The sequence below is a fragment of the Pseudoroseicyclus sp. H15 genome (genome assembly GCF_054353345.1).
Genome location: NZ_JBTHJE010000003.1, coordinates 91,521 through 111,194, shown reverse-complemented (window position 1 = coordinate 111,194; position 19,674 = coordinate 91,521). Strand labels below are relative to the sequence as shown.

Annotated in this window: 17 protein-coding genes and 3 tRNA genes; 8 read left to right on the top strand and 12 right to left on the bottom strand. The window is 66.8% G+C overall.

What is annotated here, in order from left to right:
* Positions 1–243: 243 nt before the first annotated feature.
* A complete protein-coding gene (gene hemA, locus ACXN5S_RS08050) occupies positions 244–1,452 on the bottom strand; it encodes a 5-aminolevulinate synthase (RefSeq protein ID WP_458605164.1) in 1,209 nt (402 codons plus the stop codon).
* Positions 1,453–1,667: 215 nt separating this feature from the next.
* On the opposite strand from hemA, the gene ACXN5S_RS08045 reads away from it, so the two are divergent.
* From ACXN5S_RS08045 to ACXN5S_RS08035, 3 genes are all read left to right on the top strand, one after another.
* Entirely contained in the window at positions 1,668–2,003 is a 336-nt protein-coding gene (locus ACXN5S_RS08045; RefSeq protein WP_458604902.1) for a 5-aminolevulinate synthase, read from the top strand.
* 110 nt (positions 2,004–2,113) lie between these two features.
* A complete protein-coding gene (locus tag ACXN5S_RS08040) occupies positions 2,114–3,499 on the top strand; it encodes a M20/M25/M40 family metallo-hydrolase (protein WP_458604901.1) in 1,386 nt (461 codons plus the stop codon).
* A gap of 233 nt (positions 3,500–3,732) precedes the next feature.
* Complete coding sequence (locus ACXN5S_RS08035; protein WP_458604900.1) at positions 3,733–4,065, top strand: hypothetical protein; 333 nt, start codon at positions 3,733–3,735, stop codon at positions 4,063–4,065.
* Between the two features lie 82 nt (positions 4,066–4,147).
* On the opposite strand, the gene ACXN5S_RS08030 is transcribed toward ACXN5S_RS08035, so the two are convergent.
* The 9 genes from ACXN5S_RS08030 to otsB all read right to left on the bottom strand — a co-directional run bounded on the left by ACXN5S_RS08030 (position 4,148) and on the right by otsB (position 11,417).
* Positions 4,148–4,224: transfer RNA gene (locus ACXN5S_RS08030), tRNA-Asp, on the bottom strand.
* Between the two features lie 252 nt (positions 4,225–4,476).
* On the bottom strand, positions 4,477–5,310 hold the full coding sequence (locus ACXN5S_RS08025; RefSeq protein WP_458604899.1) for a DUF481 domain-containing protein: 834 nt from the start codon (positions 5,308–5,310) through the stop codon (positions 4,477–4,479).
* A gap of 178 nt (positions 5,311–5,488) precedes the next feature.
* On the bottom strand, positions 5,489–7,171 hold the full coding sequence (locus ACXN5S_RS08020; RefSeq protein WP_458604898.1) for an FAD/NAD(P)-binding protein: 1,683 nt from the start codon (positions 7,169–7,171) through the stop codon (positions 5,489–5,491).
* A gap of 97 nt (positions 7,172–7,268) precedes the next feature.
* Positions 7,269–7,344, bottom strand: a tRNA-Val gene (locus ACXN5S_RS08015).
* 64 nt (positions 7,345–7,408) lie between these two features.
* Positions 7,409–7,990 carry a histidine phosphatase family protein gene (locus ACXN5S_RS08010; protein WP_458604897.1) on the bottom strand — a complete coding sequence of 194 codons (582 nt, stop codon included), beginning with the start codon at positions 7,988–7,990 and terminating at the stop codon, positions 7,409–7,411.
* Between the two features lie 88 nt (positions 7,991–8,078).
* Positions 8,079–8,885: a transglutaminase-like domain-containing protein gene (locus ACXN5S_RS08005; protein WP_458604896.1), complete on the bottom strand. Its 807-nt coding sequence runs from the start codon at positions 8,883–8,885 to the stop codon at positions 8,079–8,081.
* 201 nt (positions 8,886–9,086) lie between these two features.
* Positions 9,087–9,161 (bottom strand) — tRNA-Val (locus tag ACXN5S_RS08000).
* Positions 9,162–9,196: 35 nt separating this feature from the next.
* Positions 9,197–10,600, bottom strand: a complete 1,404-nt coding sequence (locus ACXN5S_RS07995; protein WP_458604895.1) for an alpha,alpha-trehalose-phosphate synthase (UDP-forming) — start codon at positions 10,598–10,600, stop codon at positions 9,197–9,199.
* A gap of 4 nt (positions 10,601–10,604) precedes the next feature.
* Positions 10,605–11,417: a trehalose-phosphatase gene (gene otsB, locus ACXN5S_RS07990; RefSeq protein ID WP_458604894.1), complete on the bottom strand. Its 813-nt coding sequence runs from the start codon at positions 11,415–11,417 to the stop codon at positions 10,605–10,607.
* A gap of 153 nt (positions 11,418–11,570) precedes the next feature.
* Here otsB and ACXN5S_RS07985 point away from each other — a divergent pair, with 153 nt between their 5' ends.
* Entirely contained in the window at positions 11,571–12,965 is a 1,395-nt protein-coding gene (locus ACXN5S_RS07985) for an MFS transporter (RefSeq protein WP_458604893.1), read from the top strand.
* Positions 12,966–13,343: 378 nt separating this feature from the next.
* Here ACXN5S_RS07985 and lon read toward each other — a convergent pair whose 3' ends face one another.
* Positions 13,344–15,755: an endopeptidase La gene (gene lon, locus ACXN5S_RS07980; protein ID WP_458604892.1), complete on the bottom strand. Its 2,412-nt coding sequence runs from the start codon at positions 15,753–15,755 to the stop codon at positions 13,344–13,346.
* A gap of 346 nt (positions 15,756–16,101) precedes the next feature.
* On the opposite strand from lon, the gene ACXN5S_RS07975 reads away from it, so the two are divergent.
* Positions 16,102–16,932: a hypothetical protein gene (locus ACXN5S_RS07975; protein ID WP_458604891.1), complete on the top strand. Its 831-nt coding sequence runs from the start codon at positions 16,102–16,104 to the stop codon at positions 16,930–16,932.
* 22 nt (positions 16,933–16,954) lie between these two features.
* Here ACXN5S_RS07975 and tgt read toward each other — a convergent pair whose 3' ends face one another.
* Positions 16,955–18,079, bottom strand: coding sequence for a tRNA guanosine(34) transglycosylase Tgt (tgt, locus tag ACXN5S_RS07970; protein WP_458604890.1), 1,125 nt, complete (start codon positions 18,077–18,079; stop codon positions 16,955–16,957).
* 177 nt (positions 18,080–18,256) lie between these two features.
* On the opposite strand from tgt, the gene ACXN5S_RS07965 reads away from it, so the two are divergent.
* The 3 genes from ACXN5S_RS07965 to ACXN5S_RS07955 are packed head-to-tail and all read left to right on the top strand — an operon-like array spanning position 18,257 to position 19,672.
* A complete protein-coding gene (locus ACXN5S_RS07965) occupies positions 18,257–18,592 on the top strand; it encodes an ArsR/SmtB family transcription factor (RefSeq protein WP_458604889.1) in 336 nt (111 codons plus the stop codon).
* Positions 18,589–19,242, top strand: coding sequence for an aquaporin (locus tag ACXN5S_RS07960; RefSeq protein WP_458604888.1), 654 nt, complete (start codon positions 18,589–18,591; stop codon positions 19,240–19,242). The genes ACXN5S_RS07965 and ACXN5S_RS07960 overlap by 4 nt, the downstream gene beginning before the upstream one ends.
* A 1-nt stretch (position 19,243) precedes the next feature.
* On the top strand, positions 19,244–19,672 hold the full coding sequence (locus tag ACXN5S_RS07955) for an arsenate reductase family protein (RefSeq protein ID WP_458604887.1): 429 nt from the start codon (positions 19,244–19,246) through the stop codon (positions 19,670–19,672).
* Positions 19,673–19,674: the final 2 nt, after the last annotated feature.

Sequence of the window (19,674 nt, the reverse complement as noted above, 5' to 3'; positions counted from 1 at the left end):
GCCACCTTTCTGCCTGTTTTTCATCCCCCGGACACTCGAATCGTGAGAGTGCCGCCTGCCTGCGCCTAACATACACCAGGTGTCCCCGCACCCGCAGAAAAGATTCCGCTAATTGCTCGGCACAAACTCGCCAAACCTGGGGATAACCTGGATTTTGAGCTATCCGGCGCCGAATTTACGGGCGCCGGGCTGCTGTTGGATGCGCCAGGGAAGGTGCCGGCCGCCATCGCGCCCGGCCCGCCGTCAGCCGGCCAGCTCGATCCGGTTGAGGGCGCAGCGCGACCAGAGCGCGTCCAGCGCCCCGACCAGCGCGTCCATTTCCTTCGGCCCGTGCACCGGCGAGGGCGTGAAGCGCAGACGCTCGGTTCCGCGCGGCACGGTGGGGAAGTTGATGGGCTGCACGTAGATGCCGAAATCGGCCAGCAGCATGTCGGAGAGCTGCTTGGTGTGCACCGGGTCGCCCACGATCAGGGGGACGATATGGGTGCCGTGGTCGATGATCGGCAGGCCGAGGCCCTTGAGCCGCGTCTTGAGGATCTTCGCCTGGGTCTGATGCTTCTCGCGCAGCTCCGTATCACTCTTGAGATGATGGACGGAGGCGGCGGCACCAGCCGCGATGGCCGGCGGCAGCGAGGTGGTGAAGATGAAGCCCGGCGCGTAAGAGCGGATGGCGTCGCACATCTTGGCGGAGGCCGCGATATAGCCGCCCATCACGCCGAAGGCCTTGCCGAGTGTGCCGTTGATGATGTCGATGCGGCCGGCGAGGCCGAGCTGCTCGGAGACACCACCGCCGCGCTTGCCGTACATGCCCACGGCATGAACCTCGTCGAGATAGGTCAGCGCGCCGAATTCCTCGGCCAGTGCCACGATCTCTTCCAGCGGGCCGAAATCGCCATCCATCGAATAGACGCTCTCGAAGGCGATGAGCTTGGGCGCGGCCGGATCGTCGGCCTCCAGCAGCTCGCGCAGATGCGCCACATCGTTGTGGCGGAAGATGCGCTTGGCGCCGCCGTTGCGGCGGATGCCCTCGATCATCGAGGCGTGGTTCAGCGCATCGGAATAGATGATGAGGCCGGGGAACAGCTTCGGCAGCGTGCTCAGCGTCGCGTCGTTGGCGATATAGGCGCTGGTGAAGAGCAGCGCGGCATCCTTGCCGTGCAGATCGGCCAGCTCGGCTTCGAGCTGCTTGTGCCAGACCGTTGTGCCCGAGATGTTGCGCGTGCCGCCAGAGCCGGCGCCGGCGGCATCCACCGCTTCGTGCATCGCCTCTAGCACCACGGGGTGCTGGCCCATGCCGAGGTAATCGTTGCCGCACCAGATGGTGACCGGCTGCTCGGTGCCGTCGGGGCGGGACCAGCGGGCATGCGGAAAGTGGCCACGCTCGCGCGCGATGTCGATGAAGGTGCGATAGCGCCCCTCCTCATGAAGTGAGGTAAGCGCCTGATCGAGCATCGCATCGAATTTCACGAGGCTGTCCTTCCTTAATCGTATCCGTCGCACCGCCGCTGTCCCGCGGCCGGCGTCGGCCAGTAATAGCCAAATGGGGGTAGCGGGCGCTTTGATGCAGGTCAACCTGAGCGGCCAGTGTGGAAAACCCGCCTTTGCCAATGTCCGACATTGCCAGAGCATGCCCCCCATATTGTCTTGTTATTATAGTCAGGTTTCCGATGAATTCATTTTTCCAGCCGGGCCAGGGGTGGGTTCTGCCCCTCGCCATCGGCGCCGCCCTTGCCTACGCCCTTGCCACCGCCGGGATGAAACTGGCCGCCGGAGGGCAGGTCGGCTTCGCCTACCCGCTTGTAATCATTTGCCTCATCGCCGCTGCAGCCATCGAGATCACGCTGCTGCGGCAGACCGAGCTTTCCGTCATCTACATCTCGATCATCGCGCTCGAGACCATCGTGGTGCTCGGCTACGCGCATGTGATGGGAGAGCCGCTCAGCCTGCGCCAGCTCGCCGGCGCGGGCCTCGTTCTGGGGGGTCTCGTCATCACGACAGTATGAAGCCGGGGCCCATGCGCGGGGATTTGTCGCGCCCTGGCACGGGGGTGGATTCTGGGGCGGGGCGGGCCTAGCCTTCGCGCCAACCCTCTTTTCCCCTCATGGAGCCCCCGATGAGCCTCGACGCCGTCCTCGCCAAACTCGATTCCGATCTCGACCCCGCGCTGGAGCGGCTGCTGGAGCTCCTGCGCATCCCGTCGATCTCCACTGACCCGGCCTACAAGCAAGATTGCGCCCGCGCCGCCGACGCGCTGGTCGCCGACCTGCAATCCATCGGCTTCGAGGCCTCCGCCCGCCCCACTCCCGGCCACCCCATGGTCGTCGCCCATGGCGGGCCGGAGGGCGAAGGCCCGCATCTGCTGTTCTACGGGCACTATGATGTGCAGCCGGTGGACCCGCTGAAGCTGTGGAACACCCCGCCCTTCGAGCCCAGCATCGAGGAGACCCCCTCGGGCAAGGTGATCCGCGGGCGCGGCGCCGCCGATGACAAGGGCCAGCTGATGACCTTCATCGAGGCCTGCCGCGCCTGGGTGGCGGTTGAGGGCGCCCTGCCCTGCCGCATCACGATCTTCCTGGAGGGAGAGGAGGAGAGCGGCTCGCCGAGCCTCGTGCCCTTCCTCGAAGAGAACAAGGATGAGCTGTCCTGCGATCTCGCGCTGATCTGCGACACCGGCCTCTTCGACGAGAACACGCCAGCCGTCACCACCATGCTGCGCGGGCTGCTCGGGCAGGAGATCACCATCACCGGCCCCAACCGCGACCTGCATTCGGGCAGCTTCGGCGGCGCCGCGATGAACCCCATCCGCGTTCTCGCCCGCGTGCTCGCCAGCCTGCATGACGAGACAGGCCGCGTGACAGTGCCGGGGTTCTACGATGGCGTCCCCGAGCTCAGCCAGGAGATCTATCAGCAATGGCAGGGCCTCGGCTTCGATGCCGATGCCTTCCTCGCCTCCGTCGGCCTCAGCGCCCCGGCGGGCGAAGCCGGGCGCTCGGTGCTGGAGATGCTCTGGTCGCGCCCGACCTGCGAGATCAATGGGATCTCGGGCGGCTACGAGGGCGACGGCTTCAAGACGGTGCTGCCCTCGCAGGCCAGCGCCAAGGTGTCGTTCCGCCTCGTCGGCACGCAAGACCCGATCGCCATCCGCGAGAGCTTTCAGACCATGGTGCAGGAGATGCTGCCCGAAGATTGCACCGTGGAGTTCCACAATCACGGCGCATCGCAGGCCTCGGTCATGTCGACGGACAACCCCGCCTTCGAGCAGGCCCGGCTGGCCCTCTCGGCCGAATGGCCGAACGAGGCGGCTTTCATCGGCGCTGGCGGCTCTATCCCCGTTGCGGGGCACTTCAAATCGGTGCTGGAGATGGATTCGATGCTGATCGGCTTCGGCAAGGATGACGACCTCATCCACAGCCCGAACGAGAAGTACGATCTCAGCTCGTTCCACCGCGGCATGCGCTCGTGGGCGCGGGTCCTGAGCAACGTGACCAGCGGCTCCTAGCGCACTCTAGGTTACTTGCACGTTAACCTCTGGGGCACTCGCAAGGCGCAGGGCGGGCGAGTGCCCTTCTCTTGCCGAAGTCCCGCCCGCATAGCGCCCATTTGGCACCGCAGAACGGCCCAGACACAGCATCTGGAGAAAACCCCGTGCGGCGCGCTAAACACAGCCAGTCTTCGGACCCTGGCCTCGTAGCAGGTACAGCGCGACCCGGGCTGACCGTCGTGCCACTGACGGTGGCGGACGACGAGTGTTCAGAAGCCCCTCTCGCCCCCATCACCCCCCTCTGTGTTCTGCTGGCGCCCATCAGCTTCGCGGCCTGCTATCTGGCGGTCTTCTCGGTGCGCAACTGCGGCGCGCTCGGATTGATGGATAACGGTCCGCACATCCTCCACACCCAAGAGCCCGGCTTCCCGCTCGTCTGCGGCTCGGCTGCTCTGCTGGCTCTGGTGGCGGGGCTGTTCATCTTCGACCAACTGCGCGGGCTGCCATGGCGGTCGCTGCGCGCCTTCGGGCTGTCGGGCGTGTCAGGCGCCTCGGTGGGCCTGATCTTCGGCGCCGTATTCTGATCTGAAAATCTGGCGGAAGACGCTTCGAGACCAGCAGGTGCCGGCCCCGGAGGGCTAGCAAACCTGATGGTCTGGAAGGGAATGGCGCGGTTGACGGGGCTCGAACCCGCGACCCCCGGCGTGACAGGCCGGTACTCTAACCAACTGAGCTACAACCGCGCGTGGGGGGCCTTCTATGGCGAGCCAGTGGGGGCGTCAAGCGAGAATGTCGCCCCTTTTTGCACTCCGTTCGGAATGTCCCTGACACAGTGAATTTCGCATGAATAGTGACGTAGGGGCCGCCTGCTCGAAGCTCAGGAAGGCGCACTCGCCCCAGCCCCCAAACGCAAACAGGGGGCCGCGATTGCTGCCCCCTGCCCGTCTAGATCCGACCGCGCGCGGGGGCGCGACCGGAGGTCCGAAGACCCAAGCTTAGTTGAAGCTGTAGACCACCGAGGCGCCCAGCGTGCTGGAGGTGCGCTCCAGATCGTTGAAGTCCGAGCCGCCGAATTCGATCAGGTAGCTCGTGCGCAGCGACAGGGCGTTCGACAGGGCAACGCTCACCGCCAGGTCGTTCGAGACCGTGGTGTCGAAATCCGAACCGATGAGCTGGGTGTCGTTGGTCAGGGCGATGCCTTCGCTCAGCTCACGGTAGTAGTTGGATTCGACGACATAGGCAGCCTCGTCCACTTCGAAGCCAGCGCCGGTCTCGATGTAGCGGTAGCCTGGGCCGGCTTTCACGAGCCACTGGCTGTTCGCCTGGTCGATCACGCGGTAGCCGGCACCGAAGCCGAGGAAGCCGTCACGCGAGATCTCGTTGGCCTTCGCGACACGGTCGACGCGCACGGTGGCGTCGGCGAAGCCGAAGAAGCGCGTGCCGAAGTCACGGGTGTAGCCGATGCTGCCCGTCAGCCGGTCGGTGTCGGCGTCGCCATCTGTTTCCTGATAGGTGTACGACAGCGTCGCGTCATAGCCGTTAAGGCCATCATAGACGCTGTAGGACAGGCCAACGCCGAGCGAAGAAGTGTCTTCGCCATCGGCATCATCGGTGTCGACATAGCGCAGCGCGACCGAGCCGAAGGTGCCGATTTCGCGGCCACGGTTGCCGACGTTGATATCGCGCTCGGCGTCCGTCGCGATTTCCTCTTGCAGGTCTTCGACTTCCTGATCAGCGGCATCGTCGAGATCGAAAGCGGTCGTTTGCGCGACAGCCGTGGAGGCGACGAAGCTGGCCAGGACGGCCCCTGCGAATGCGTAGTTTTTCATGTCCATAGTTCCCTTTTTCCAACCTCATTCGGAGGAGGTCTTGCTCTGCATCTAAACGTAGGGTTGAGCGGCCGTTTGGAAACACGTCGCCGTCATGAATCGAAGCTATTTCCCTCACGATTTCGGGAACTTGCCGTGAATTGACGTGACGCGAAGCCAGCTGAGGCCCGGCGTGAGGTCAGGCCGCGCTTTGCGCCTTGCTATGCTGGGCTCTGGCGCTTTCGAGTACCTTGGAAAGGATGCTCGACGCCGCGGCGTCACCCATGTCTGCGGCGTTCACGAGGCCTTGAACGAAGGGGCGGCTGCGCAGCAGCACCGGCAGAGCCAGGCATTGCACGCTGCCCGGCTGATAGCCCGTGAGAGGCACCTCGTAGCCATGGCTCGGCGGGAAGCGCCCCGCCTCGGTCGCCCGCGTCAGGCTGCGAAAGCCGAGCTGCTCCAGCGTCGTCGCGCGCTGACCCCGTGCATCGACCACCGCATCAACGAGGAGAGGACCGGTGGCCAGATCGAAGCGGATGGCGCCGCCCTCCGCCTCCGGCAGGGTGTCGCCGCCTACTCGCTCCAGATGAAGCCGGCCCGCATCGTGCAGCGCCAGAAGACGCTCGATGGAGCGGTGCGGGACGCTTGCATAGCCATCGGTGAAGACAGGCTTCAGATGTGTATGGAACCGCTCCAGATCGGCCTCGGAGAGGAGCGTCGTCACCTCCTCCAGCACCTCATGCGCCGTCAGCAGCACCTGCCGCCATGGGACGCTCTTCTTGTGCAGCCGGTTGGCGCGCGCTTCGTCCAGATTGGCGCGGGCCCAGTCCCATGGGTCGGTAGCGAGGCGTTCGGCAAAGTGGCGCTCGGCAAATCCCTCGACCCGGTCGAGGGGCACGCGGGTGACATAAGACGGGTCCGCCGCCGCCATCTCGGTGGCGAGCAGTGCGAAGATGCGGTCGAGCAGGCCGGCCTGACCTTTGGCCGCCTCGCTCGAGACGGCCTCGGGAGTGAAATGGTCAAGCTCCGGCAGCGGCAGCGGGTAGTACCAGTCGGCCTCGGGCAGCAGGCCCTTGCGGGAGAGCAGCGTCAGCTCCATCTCGCCCGCATCCCCGTCAGGCTCCCAGACAAGCGCCTCGCCCTCGGTCACGAAGGCTCCGGCAGCAGTCGCCAGCGTCACCACCACGTCAATGGCAGAGAGCGAGGAGCCGAGGATAGCCACCCGCTGTCGCGCCAGAGGGCGCAGGCTATGGGCGGGCCAGGGGCTGCGCAGCGCCACGCCGTTCGACATGACCTGGTCGGGCCAGTCATGGCCGGTCGCGATGACGACATGGTCGTGCAGGCTCCGCCGCCGTCCTTCCGTCGTGCGCGCGGCAATCTCGATGCCCTCCGGGCCCGGGGCGATATCTTCGACATGGTGCCGCGTGGCGATCTCGATGGAATGCCCGGTGCTGCGGCCAAGGGCGACGACCTCTGCCAGCTCGGCAGTGTAGAAGGCGCCAAGGACGAGACGGCTGTAGAAGGTGGCATCGTCGATCGTCTCGCGCGCCACGCCGAAGCCGGCCAGCTCCTCGCTATCAAGAGACCGCAGGAAATCGACGAGACTGCGTGTTACCGGCGGCACCTCGCGAGACGCGATGTTCGACAGCATGATCGCCTCGTTGGTCCCCTCCCGATACGGCATGCCGGGCCCGGCGGAGCTTTCGCGCTCGAAGATCGTGACCTCCAGCGGCACGGGGGATCGGATCAGATGCAGCAGCGTATATACCGCCGTCGGCCCGCCGCCGACGATGGCGATGCTCGGCCGGCAGGCGGTGTCATCGCCAGCAGACTCCCCGGGCGCGCCGGTGATCGCCGCAAGAAGCGAGTCGATGTGATCCATGTTGTCTCCGAGGGAAGGCTGCGGAGAGAACGCCGGGGATGAGGGATAGTTGCAGCGCACCATGACATCACCGCGACGGGGCGAGGCGGAAGCCGGATGGTGGGTGATGAGAGGCTCGAACTCCCGACATCCTCGGTGTAAACGAGGCGCTCTACCAACTGAGCTAATCACCCTGCCGGCCGCATGTAGCAAGCGGGCGGGGCGGGAGGCAAGCGCGTCTCGACCGGAGCGCCGCGGTTAGGGCGCCAGCTCCTCATGCGCGCCGTTCGACAGGAAGTGGGCCACCCCCTGCCCGCCCGGCAGCTCGTCCAGCCTGTCCATCTCGTAGCCCATGGCAATCGTGCGCAGGACGCGGCTGGTGATGCCGTGGGTGACCAGAACGCTCGGGCCGGTCAGCCCCTCCAGCACGGCGCGGGCGCGGGCCCAGAGGGCCTCGAAGCCTTCGCCGCCCGGCGCCAGAGCGTAGAGGTCGAGGAAGTCGAGCTCTTCCGTCTCCGGCCGCTGGGCCAGGATCTCGTCGCGCGTCCAGCCCGTCCAGAGGCCGACGTCGATCTCGCGCAGGCGGGCGTCTTCGCGGGGCGGATGTGGCCAGCCGGCGGCCTCGGCGATCAGCTCGGCAGTGCGGCGGGCGCGGCCCTGCGGGCTGCACCAGAGCGTGTGGCTCTCCGCGATGCCTCTTGCCGCCAGAAGGCCGCCAAGGACGCGGGCTTGTGCCTCGCCCTGCGGGGTCAGCGGCGAATCGAAGGCGCCCTGCCAGCGGCCGAGGGCATTCCATTCGGTCTGACCGTGGCGGATGACGTAGAGGTCGGGAAGATCCATCGCTCGGGCCCTTTCAGCTGCGCGCCGCAAACGGCGGCCCGGCGATGCTTAAGGGGCGCGAGCCGGCGGTGCCAGCCCGCCCTGCCCCTCAGGAGACCTGATCCGTCCACACCTCGAAGCCCGTCAGCTCCGCCGGGCCGAAGCTCTGCGTCAGCGGCACGTCCGCCGCGTCGCGCCCGCGGGCCACGAGGATGCGGCTGCGGCGACGCGTATTGTTGCGCGGGTCGAACACCCACCAGCGCCCGCCGAGATAGACCTCCATCCAGGCGGCGAAATCGGCCGGCGAGAACGGCGGCGTTTGCCCGACATCGCCAAGGTAGCCGGTGCAATAGCGGGCCGGGATGTTCATGCAGCGGCAGAAGGCGACGGCGAGATGCGTGTAGTCGCGGCAAACGCCCTGCGCCTCGGCTAGCGCCTCGGAGGCGGTGCGCGTGGCCCGGGCATATTCGTAGCCGAACTGAATGTGGTTATGCACCCAGTCGCAAATCGCCTGCACGCGGCCCCAGCCCATGGGCGTGTTCTCGAACAGGCGCCAGGCCTCCGCCGACAGGATGTCGGTGTCGCAATAGCGGCTGCCGAGCAGGTAGACGAGCGTATCGTCCGGCAGCTCTTCGACCGCATGCTGCCAGGCGGCGGGCTCATAGCTATCAGCCTCTCCCGAATCGCGGATATAGGCGTCGCTGGTCAGGCTGAAGGTGCCGGCGGGCGCCACGAAGCGGGTGCACCAATTGCCGAACTCGTCGCGATAGGCATGCATCGGCACGGGCGGCGTGCTGAGCAGATGGTCGGGCCGGTCAAGATCTGGCGCGCGCGAGTAATGCACGTTGAGCAGGGCGATCATGGGGGTGGGCTGCGCCAGCTCGTAGGTCAGGCGGCAGCCGAGGCGGATCTGCATGAAGAATGTCCTCTCGGGGATGGGCGGCGGCCAGGGCGCGCCGGGCAAGCAGGCTTTGGGCAAGGCATCGGGCTGGGGGAGCGGCAGGCGCCCGTCAGCGGACCGTCAGAAGCAAAGGGGCACCGCCAGATGCGGCGCCGGGGCATTCATGAACTTCGCCGGCCCCGAAGGGGGCATGGCCAGCCATCAGCACGAGAGGAGTGGTGGGTGATAAGAGATTCGAACTCCTGACATCTTCGATGTGAACGAAGCGCTCTACCACTGAGCTAATCACCCGTGGGCCGGGCTGATAACGACACCCGGCGCCGGGTTCAAGTCGTCTCTTGCGCCCGAGGCGCCCGCTCTTCGTCTTTCGTGTTCTGGCGCGTCTGTTCCAGCCAGCTCAGGCAGGCCTCGCACCAGGCCGAGACGTCATCGCGCAGCACGCCCTCCAGCAGCGCCTGATGGCGCGCCTTGCGCTCTTCCAGCGGCATGGCAAGGCCGCGGGCGATGGCGCGGGCGATGTCATCGGCATCGTAGGGATTGATGAGCAGCGCCTCTTCCATCTGCTCCGCCGCACCGGCGGTGCGCGAGAGGACGAGAACGCCCGGGTCCTCCGGGTCCTGCGCGGCCACGTATTCCTTGGCAACCAGGTTCATCCCGTCGGCAAGCGGCGTCACGAGGCCGATGCGGGCCACACGGTAGAGCGCAGCCAGCGTCTCGCGCGGGACAGGGCGATGGATGTAGCGGATGGGCGTCCAGTCGAGCTCGGTATGGGCGCCGTTGATCTGGCCGGAGATCGCCTCCAGCTCGTCGCGAATCTCGGCATAGGCGGCTACATCCTCGCGTGTGGGCGGCGCGATCTGCAGAAAGGACACGCGGCGGTCGCCCTCTTCGCTGAGCTCCAGGAAGCGGCCGAAGCCACGGAAGCGCCCGGGCAGGCCCTTGGAGTAATCCAGCCGGTCGACCCCGATGATGATGTCTTCGCGGGGTGAGAGGTTCAGCAGGCTGCGCCCGTCCTGCTCTTTGGCCAGCTCGGCGAAGGCCGCGCCGTCGATGCCGATGGGCAGCGACAGCACGTCGAAGGTGCGGTCGCCCGCTTTCAGGCGGCCGTCGAGCATCATCTCGCCCTTACCGGCAGAGCGGTAGGCTTCAAGGCAGCGGGCGACGTCAGCTTGGGTTTGCAGGCCGACGAGATCGAAGGCCGCGATCCAGCGCAGGAACTCGTCGCGCTCGCTCAGCGCTTCGAGGTCGCCGGCATTGGGGAAGGGAATGTGCAGGAACAGACCAATCCGGCAGGTCACGCCCTCTTCCCGCAAAGCGGCTGCAAGGGGGAGGAAGTGGTAATCCTGCACCCAGATCTTGTCGTCGGGCTTGGCGATGCGGGCGATCATGCGCGCGATGCGCTTGTTGAGGCCCACGTAGCCGGGCAGATAGCTTGGGTCCATCGCCAGCAGGTCTGCCCGGTGGTGGCAGAGGGGCCAGAGAACGGAATTGGCATAACCGAGGTAATGGGTCTGGTGATCCTCTTCGGTGATGCGGAAGGCCTTTTTCTCGTAATCGCCCGAAGGCAGGTCTTCGAATTCCTCGCCTGCCTCGTCCACCCGGTCGGGATGCGCGCCGATCCACAGCCCGCCACGACCGGTCAGCGCCTCGTGGATTGCCACGACCAGCCCGCCAGAGGGGACATCCCCTGTCGGAATACGGTTCGAGACGACGATGAGCCGGCCGGTCATTGGGTCAGGTCCTTTCTATCCAGGCGCTGAGAAGCGCACGAAATTCTGAGGGCGTATCCAGCCGCAGGGATGCGGCGGTCTCGCCTGTGCCGATCTTCAGCGCGCTGCCACCCCGGGCCAGCGCCACCTCCATCATGGCTTCGTCGGTTCTGTCGTCGCCCGCGACAAAGGGCGTGCGGCCCGCGAATCGGCCTTCGATCAGCGCCTGCACGGCGGCACCTTTGGAGACGCCCTTGGGGTGCAGCTCCAGCGCCATCTTGGCGTGATGCAGCTCGTACCCCTCATGGGCGGCAACGATCTCTTCCATCGCGGCGCCCGCAGGCTCCAGCAGGCCCGGCGCCTGACGGAAGTGCAGCACAATGGAGACGGGCTTGTCCTCGACCAGCACATTCTCCTGCCGGTCGGCCCAGTCGCGGGCGGCGGCCTTCACTGCCTCCAGCTCGGGCGAGCCGGTTGCGGGGTGGCTTTCAAACTCACCGTCGATCCGACGCTCGGCGCCATGAGAGCCGACGACGGGCCCAGGGAAATCGGGCAGGAAACGGTCGATGTCAGAAACCTTGCGGCCCGAGATCAGCGCCGTGTGACCGCCGCTGCGCCGATAGAGCTCGGAAAGCAGCGCGGAGAGATCAGAGGGGACCTTCACGCCGTCCGGCGTTTCCGCCAGATCGACAAGGGTGCCGTCGAAATCAAGAAAGATCGCAGCTTCACCGAGCGGTGGCAGGGCAAGCGGATCTATCGAAGCGGGGCGTTCTGATGCTGTCTTTAAGGTCATAATCTGATGGCTACGCCCAAAGTCTATCCCCTCGATGACATCCACCAATCAACACCCAGGCGCCAAGATTGGTTCCAATTTTGGCAAATGCTGAATGGTCTGGCAGGTTGCCCGGCCAGCGGGCGAAGATGAGGCAGTGCTTGACCTAAACCTTACTTGAGATGCCACGGTTCTGAAAAGAACGATTCGGATCAACAAATGTCATCTGCCGATAGCCTCCAAACCGCCCCACGCCTGCTCGCCCCCGGCAACAGGGCGGCGCTCGCCCTGATTTCTGCGGGGATCGGCATGCATGCCTTCAACGATCTGGCCATCGCCGCCTCGCTGCCCATCGCGTTAGAAGAGCTGGGCGGCCTGCGCCAATTGCCGCTGCTCTACGCGCTCTATTTCATCGCGGTGGTGGCGGGCGGGCTGAGCTCGGCGCAGCTGCGCGCCCATATCGGTGCCGGGGCATTGGGGCTGGGCGCCGGGGTGGTGTTCTGCGCCGGGCTGGCGCTGATGGCGCTGGCAGAGGCGCCGCCCCTCTTCCTCGCCGGCCGGGCGATGCAGGGCCTGTCGGATGGGCTGATCGTGGCACTCTGCTACGGGCTGATCCCCGAGCTTTTCCGCCAGAGCCTGCTGCCCAAGGTGTTCGCGGTGGAATCGACCGTCTGGGCCAGCGCCGCCGTGGCAGGCCCGCTGCTCGGCGGACTGGCGACGGAGGGGCTGAGCTGGCGCGCCGCGATGCTGGTGGCCGCCCCCCTGGCGCTGGCCTTCCTCGCCTGCGCAGGGGTGGCGCTGGACAGCAGTCGCGGGGCACCGCCGCGCAAGGTCGCCGCGCTGGCGCCGGCCGCGCTCTGCCTCGCCGGTGCCGCGATCATCGCGCTGGCCTCGATGGTGCCGGGCGGCGCGCTGCTGGCGCTGCCACTCGGCCTGATCATCATCGCCGCTGCCTTTCGCATCGACGGCCGCTTCGCGCCGCGCTTCTTCCCCGCCGGCGCCTTCGGGCGGGGCGTGGTGGGGCGAGGCACCTGGCTGATCGTGCTGATGCCGGTCGGCCATGCGGCGAGCCAAGTCTACCTCGCCTTTGCGGTACAGGCGATCTGGGGCCTCTCGCCGATCTGGGTGGGGTTCATCATCGTCACCCTGGCCCTGAGCTGGAGCGGCACGGCCTTCACCATCGGCCAATTCAAATCGCGCGCGCTGTTCCAGCGGCTCCTGCGCACCGCCCCTGCCCTGCAGGTGGTGGGCTCGCTGGCGATTGCCGCCGGCCTCTCCACCGGGGCGCTGCCGCTGCTGATCGCCGGGCAGGCGCTGGTGGGCTCGGCCTTCGGCATGGCCTGGGGCCCGGCGATGCAGGCAATCATGGCGGCGACAGAGGAGGCGGAACGCAGCCGCACCTCCTCGTTCATGCCGAGCCTGCAGACCTCTGGCAGCGCTGTGGGTGCCGGCGTGGCGGGGCTGGTGGCGGGCAGCGCCGGGCTGGTGGGCCAGCTGCAGGCCGGCACGCCCTTCCCCGCGGTGGTCTGGGTGTGGGGAACGGCTGCAGTGGCGGCGACGCTGGCGCTGCTCGCGGCGCGGGGGATGGTGATCGGGAAGGATCGGTCGGAGTGAGGCGGGCAACGGGCGCCGACAGATCGAGCCGGTCCCATTCAGGAAACGTGGGCGGAAGAGCTGCCCCTCGCACGCCGGCCCGTGGGGTGGCGCCACTCCCTCCCCGCTACCGTCCTCTATACCTACCACACCCCTCCCAGCGGCGAGCTCAGCGCATACGACGGCCAGAGCGCCAGCCCGCCGGGACGGGCCGGCGCTCGCGCGGAGGTCTCAAGCCCTTGATTACGCGCAGGGCGGAGAGGTCTGAGCTAGGGCGCGGAGAGACGACTGGCTGAAGACCGCACCCAGTGCATCACGCATCCCCCGATGGCCCTACACCCCCACAAAAACAAAAGGCCCGCCAAACTGGCGGGCCTTCCGTGCCTCTCACCTCAAGGTTCAGTGCGCCGTGGCGCCCGGGCCTTCGGGGCGGCTGCTTTGGGCCGCCGCGAGCGCCGCGGCTTCCTCCGCCTCTTCGTCCCACTCGATGGGCTCCGGCTGGCGCACGAGCGCGGCCTTCAGCACCTCCGAGACGTGGCTGACGGGGATGATCTCCAGCCCCTGCTTCACGTTCTCCGGGATTTCGGTCAGATCCTTGGCGTTCTCCTCAGGGATGAACACCGTCTTGATGCCGCCCCTCAGCGCCGCCAGCAGCTTCTCTTTCAAGCCGCCGATGGGCATCGCATTGCCGCGCAGGCTGACCTCGCCCGTCATCGCGATATCCTTGCGGATCGGGATCTGCGTGAGCACCGAGACGATGGAGGTCACCATCGCCAGGCCCGCACTCGGCCCGTCCTTCGGCGTCGCGCCGTCGGGAACGTGGACGTGGATGTCGAGCTTGTCGAACTTCGGCGGTTTCACCCCGATGCTCGGCGCTATGCTGCGAACGTAGGAGCTCGCCGCGTCGATGCTCTCCTTCATCACGTCGCCCAGCTTGCCGGTGGTCTTCATCCGGCCCTTGCCAGGCAGGCGCAAAGCCTCGATCTGCAGCAGATCGCCGCCGACGGAGGTCCAGGCCAGGCCGGTGACGACACCGATCTGATCCTCTTTCTCCGCCAGGCCGAAGCGATGGCGCGGCACGCCGAGGAAATCCTCAAGGTTCTCGGCCGTGACCGAGACCATCTCGGTCTCCTTCTTGACGAGCTTGGTCACCGCCTTGCGGGCGATCTTGGCCAGCTCACGCTCCAGGCTCCGCACGCCCGCCTCGCGGGTGTAGGTCTGGATCATCGCGGTCAGCGCGCTGTCGTCGATCTCGAACTCCTTCGCCTTCAGGCCATGGTTCTTCATGACCTTGGGCAGAAGGTGCTGGCGGGCGATCTCGCGCTTCTCATCTTCCGTGTATCCGGCCAGCGGGATGATCTCCATCCGGTCGAGCAGCGGCCCCGGCATGTTGTAGCTGTTGGCCGTGGTCAGGAAGAGCACGTTCGACAGATCGTATTCCACCTCGAGATAGTGGTCGACGAAGGTGCCGTTCTGCTCGGGATCGAGCACCTCCAGCATCGCCGAGGCCGGGTCGCCGCGGAAATCCTGGCCCATCTTGTCGATTTCATCGAGCAGGATCAGCGGGTTGGTCGTCTTGGCCTTCTTCAGCGCCTGGATGATCTTGCCGGGCATCGAGCCGATATAGGTCCTCCGGTGACCGCGAATCTCCGACTCGTCCCGGACACCGCCGAGCGAGATGCGAATGAACTCGCGCCCCGTCGCCTTCGCCACGGATTTGCCGAGCGAGGTTTTCCCCACGCCGGGCGGGCCGACGAGGCAGAGGATCGGGCCTTTCAGCTTGGACGAGCGCGACTGCACCGCGAGATACTCGACGATCCGCTCCTTGACCTTCTCAAGGCCGTAGTGGTCGTCATCGAGCACCTTCTCGGCGTGGCCGAGATCCTTCTTCACCCGGCTCTTGGTGCCCCATGGCACGGCCAGGATCCAGTCGAGGTAATTGCGCACAACCGTCGCTTCCGCGCTCATCGGCGGCATCGACTTGAGCTTCTTGATCTCGGCTTCGGCTTTCTCGCGCGCTTCCTTCGAGAGCTTGGTCTCTTCGATGCGCTTCTCCAGCTCGGCCACTTCGCCTTCGCCGTCGTCGCCGTCACCCAGCTCGCGCTGGATCGCCTTCATCTGCTCGTTCAGATAATACTCGCGCTGCGTCCGCTCCATCTGGGATTTCACGCGGGTCTTGATCTTCTTCTCGACCTGAAGAACCGACATCTCGCCCTGCATCAGGCCGTAGACCTTCTCCAGCCGCTCGGCGACGGAGAGCGTCTCCAGAAGCTCCTGCTTCTGCTTCACCTCGATACCAAGGTGCCCCGCGACCAGATCCGCCAGCTTGGCCGGTTCGGTCTCGTCGGTGACAGAGGCCAGCGCCTCTTCGGGGATGTTCTTCTTCACCTTGGCATAGCGCTCGAACTCATGCGCCACGGTCGAGACGAGCGCCTTCACGATCTGCTCGTCACCGGGGATCTCGGTGAGCTTGGCGACCTTGGCCTCGAAGAAGCGGTCGTTCTCGACCCAGTCGGTGATGCGCACGCGGCCCTTGCCCTCAACGAGCAGTTTCACGGTGCCATCGGGCAGCTTGAGGAGTTGCAGCACATTGGCCAGCACACCGGCCTTGTAGAGGCCCTTGGTGGTGGGCTCGTCTTCCGACGGGTCCATCTGGCTGGCGATCAGGATCTGTTTGTCATCGGCCATCACGTCTTCTAGCGCGCGGACCGATTTCTCCCGCCCGACGAACAGCGGCACGATCATGTGCGGGAACAGCACAATGTCGCGCAGCGGCAGCACCGGGTAGGAGGGGCGAAGGGGGTCGTTCATGCTCGGTTCCTTGTCTGGCAGGCCGGTGCGCCCCGATTTCGGCAGCGACGCCGGCCCCTCTTTTTTCGGACACGTCAGGAGGTTGAACTTAGGCGCGGCGCCGCGCCGTTCAACCGCCCATGCACCTTTTGAGCCACCATGCCCCCGGCGGACCAGAGGGGCAAGGGTATGGCCCGGGGCGCCGTCGGATGGCGCGCCGCAAAATGCCCGCCGGCCGTCACGGCCCTGCCCCGCAAGTGCCGCATTAACCCTGCAGTGCTAGCAAAAGAGCGCTTCGCCGCCCGGCCCCGATCGCAAGGGGGCAGATGGGCGGCGGCAAAGCGTGTGACGGTTAAAGAGGCAGCACATGTTCACGCGGATCATCCGGCAAAGGCGGCGGCTCTTCGTTGGCACGGCGGGGGTGATGGTGGGCGCGATCCTGCTGTTCGGCCCGGGCCTGACCGCGCAGGCCGTGGCGCTGACCATGCTGATCTGCTCGGCGCTCGTCGTCACCTTCACGCCGCGCCTGCGCCAATGGGTCGAGGCGGTGGGCCTGGGCTTTCCCATCGGCGCGCTGCTGCCGGTCGATTCCGACGTGCGCATCGGGGTGATCCTGCTCGTCTCGGTCATCTTCCAGCGCTTCTTCTCCGACCGCAGCCTCGACGGGCTGCCCTTCAACGTCTCGCTCTCCTCCTCGCGCTCGGCGCGCTTCAACGAGCCGGCCCGCGAGATCTGGACGCGTCTGATCCCCGGCGAGAGCCACCCCGAGGATCACTGGACAGGCACGCTCATCGATTTCGACCGGGACTCCGAGGATGCCGACACGCTGCATCTGCGCTATCGCAACCCCTCCGGCCTCTTCGACGAGGTGACGGTGACGTTCCTCGAGCGCCGCTACCCGCATCACTGCCGCTATTACATCCAGCGCAGCGAGGGGAACCTCTTCGAGGAATCGGTGATGGACATCCGCTTCACCGAGCTCGGCAAGGGGCAGACGCTCATCGAGTCGCAGCTGAGGCACGAGCCGCTGCCGGTGCGCACAGCGCTGACCCGCTGGCTCGACGATGCCTTCGGCGACGAATGGGACAGCTTCTCCGCCTCGGTGGCCCGCCGCACGGATTGGTCTCTGCACCGCCACCAGCAGGAGCATGGCGAGCCGAAGCCGGAGACGAAGGCCGATGCCAAGGTGATCTGGTAAAGCGAAGGCGCGGGCCCAGCCTCTAGAGCCGCTCGATGTCGCCCTCGGCGCGCAAAGCGTGGAAGCCCTGCTCCCAGGCATCGAAGCCGCCCTCGGCAATCGCGCCCCGCATCCCCGCCATCAGCTCCTGATAATAATGCAGGTTGTGCCAGGTCAGCAGCATCCCCGCGATCATTTCCCCGGCCCGCACGACATGGTGCAGGTAGGCGCGCGAGTAATTGCGGCAGGCCGGGCAGCCACAGTCCTCATCCAGCGGCCGCGGATCATCGGCGTGGCGCGCATTGCGCAGGTTCACCTGCCCCCGCCGCGTCCAGGCCTGCCCCGTGCGGCCGGAGCGCGAGGGCAGCACGCAATCCATCATGTCGACGCCTCGCTTGACGGCGCCCACGATGTCATCGGGCTTGCCGACGCCCATCAGGTAGCGGGGCTTGTCCTGCGGCAGCATCCCCGGCGCATAGTCCAGCACGCCGAACATCGCCTCCTGCCCTTCGCCCACCGCGAGCCCGCCGATCGCATAGCCCTCGAAGCCGATCGCCCTCAGCGCCTCGGCGCTCTCGCCCCGCAGCTCCTCCGTCACCCCGCCCTGCTGGATGCCGAAGAGCGCGTGCCCCGGCCGGTCGCCGAAGGCGTCGCGGCTCCGACGCGCCCAGCGCATGGACAGCTCCATGCTCTTCTTCACCGTCTTCTCGTCGGCCGGCAGCGCCGGGCATTCGTCGAAGCACATGACGATGTCCGAGCCGAGCTGCCGCTGGATCTCCATAGAGGTCTCGGGGGAGAGGAGGTGCTTCGAGCCATCGATATGGCTCTGGAAGGTCACGCCCTCCTCCGTCAGCTTCCGCAGCCCCGCAAGGCTCATCACCTGAAAGCCCCCCGAGTCGGTCAGGATCGGCTTCTGCCAGTTCATGAACCGGTGCAGTCCACCCAGGCGCTCCACCCGCTCCGCCCCCGGCCGCAGCATCAGGTGGTAGGTATTGCCGAGCAGGATATCGGCGCCCGTCTCCGCCACGCTCTCGGGCATCATCGCCTTCACGGTGGCGGCGGTGCCCACCGGCATGAAGGCCGGCGTGCGGATCGCCCCGCGCGGCGTATCGATCTGCCCCGTCCGGGCGGCGCCATCCGTGGCATGCAACTGAAACTGAAATCCCATGACCGGCGCTTCTACCCCCCACTGCCCCCCTGCGAAAGCGCTTTCAACTCTCCCCCCTTCCAACCTTCGACTGCCAAATATCCTCGGGGGGGGCTGCCAACGGCAGCGGGGGGCAGACAGCCCCCCTCCGCCCTCTCCCCCTTGCGTCTCCCTCAATACTTCAATACTTCCCGAATCATGGAAATGAACTCCGCCACCACGGCCTTCGCGGCCCTGTCCCAGCCGACCCGCCTCTCGGCCTTCCGCCTGCTCGTTCAGGCGGGATCGGAGGGGATCGCCGCCGGCGACCTGGCAGAGCGCCTCGCCAGCCGCCCCAACACGCTCTCGGCCAATCTCTCGGTCCTGCTCTCCGCCGGGCTGGTCAGCAACCGGCGCGAGGGGCGTTCCATCCGCTACTTCGCCGAGCTCCCCCGCTTCTCGGCGCTGCTGGAGTTCATGATGGAGGAATGCTGCGGCGGCCGGCCAGAGCTCTGCCGCCCCGCAATCGCCGAAGCCATAGGAAGCAACACATGAGCCTCGCCCGCCGCCTGACTGCCGAGGCCCTCGGCACCGGCCTTCTCGTCTGCACCGTCGTCGGCTCCGGCATCATGGCGGAGTCGCTGACGGGCGACACCGCCCTCGCCCTCCTCGGCAATACACTGCCCACCGGGGCGATCCTCGTCGTGCTCATCACGCTCTTCGGCCCGCTCTCCGGCGCGCATTTCAACCCCGCCGTCACACTGGCTTTCGCGCTCCGCCGCGACCTGCCAGCCCTCGCCGCCTTTGCCTATGTGGCGGCACAGATCGCCGGCGGCATCCTCGGAACCGTCTCGGCCCATCTGATGTTCGCCCAGCCGGTGCTGCAGGCCTCGCTGCATATCCGCACCGGCGGCGCGCAATGGCTCGCCGAAGGGCTCGCCGCCTTCGGCCTGCTGCTCACCATCTTCGGGGGGCTGCGCTACCGGGCCGAGGCGATCCCGATGCTCGTCGGGCTCTACATCACGGCGGCCTATTGGTTCACCGCCTCGACCTCCTTCGCCAACCCCGCCGTCGCCATCGCGCGCAGCCTGACGGACACCTTCTCGGGCATTCGCCCCGCCGACCTGCCCGGCTTCATCCTGGCTGAATGCGCCGGCGCCGTGCTGGCGCTCGCCCTCGCCTCCTGGCTCTTCAAAGAGGACTGACATGGACATCGTCATCCACCACAACCCCGCCTGCGGCACCTCGCGCAACGTCGTCCGCATCGTGGAGGCCGCCGGCTATACCCCGACGGTAATCGAGTACCTGAAAACCGGCTGGACGCGCCCGCAGCTCCTCGCCCTCTTCGCCGCCGCCGGCCTAACGCCGCGCACGGCGCTGCGCAGCTCCAAGAGCCCGGCGGAGGAGCTGGGGCTGCTGGACGAGGGCGTCAGCGGCGAGATCATCCTAGATGCCATGCTGGAGCACCCGATCCTGGTGAACCGCCCGATCGTGGCGACGGCAAAGGGCGTCAGGCTCTGCCGCCCCTCGGGCGAGGTACTCGACCTGCTGGAGCACTGGCCCGCCGCCCCCTTCGCCAAGGACGACGGCTCGCTGGTGATCGACGCCGATGGCAAGCGCGTCGCAGGGGCCTGAGC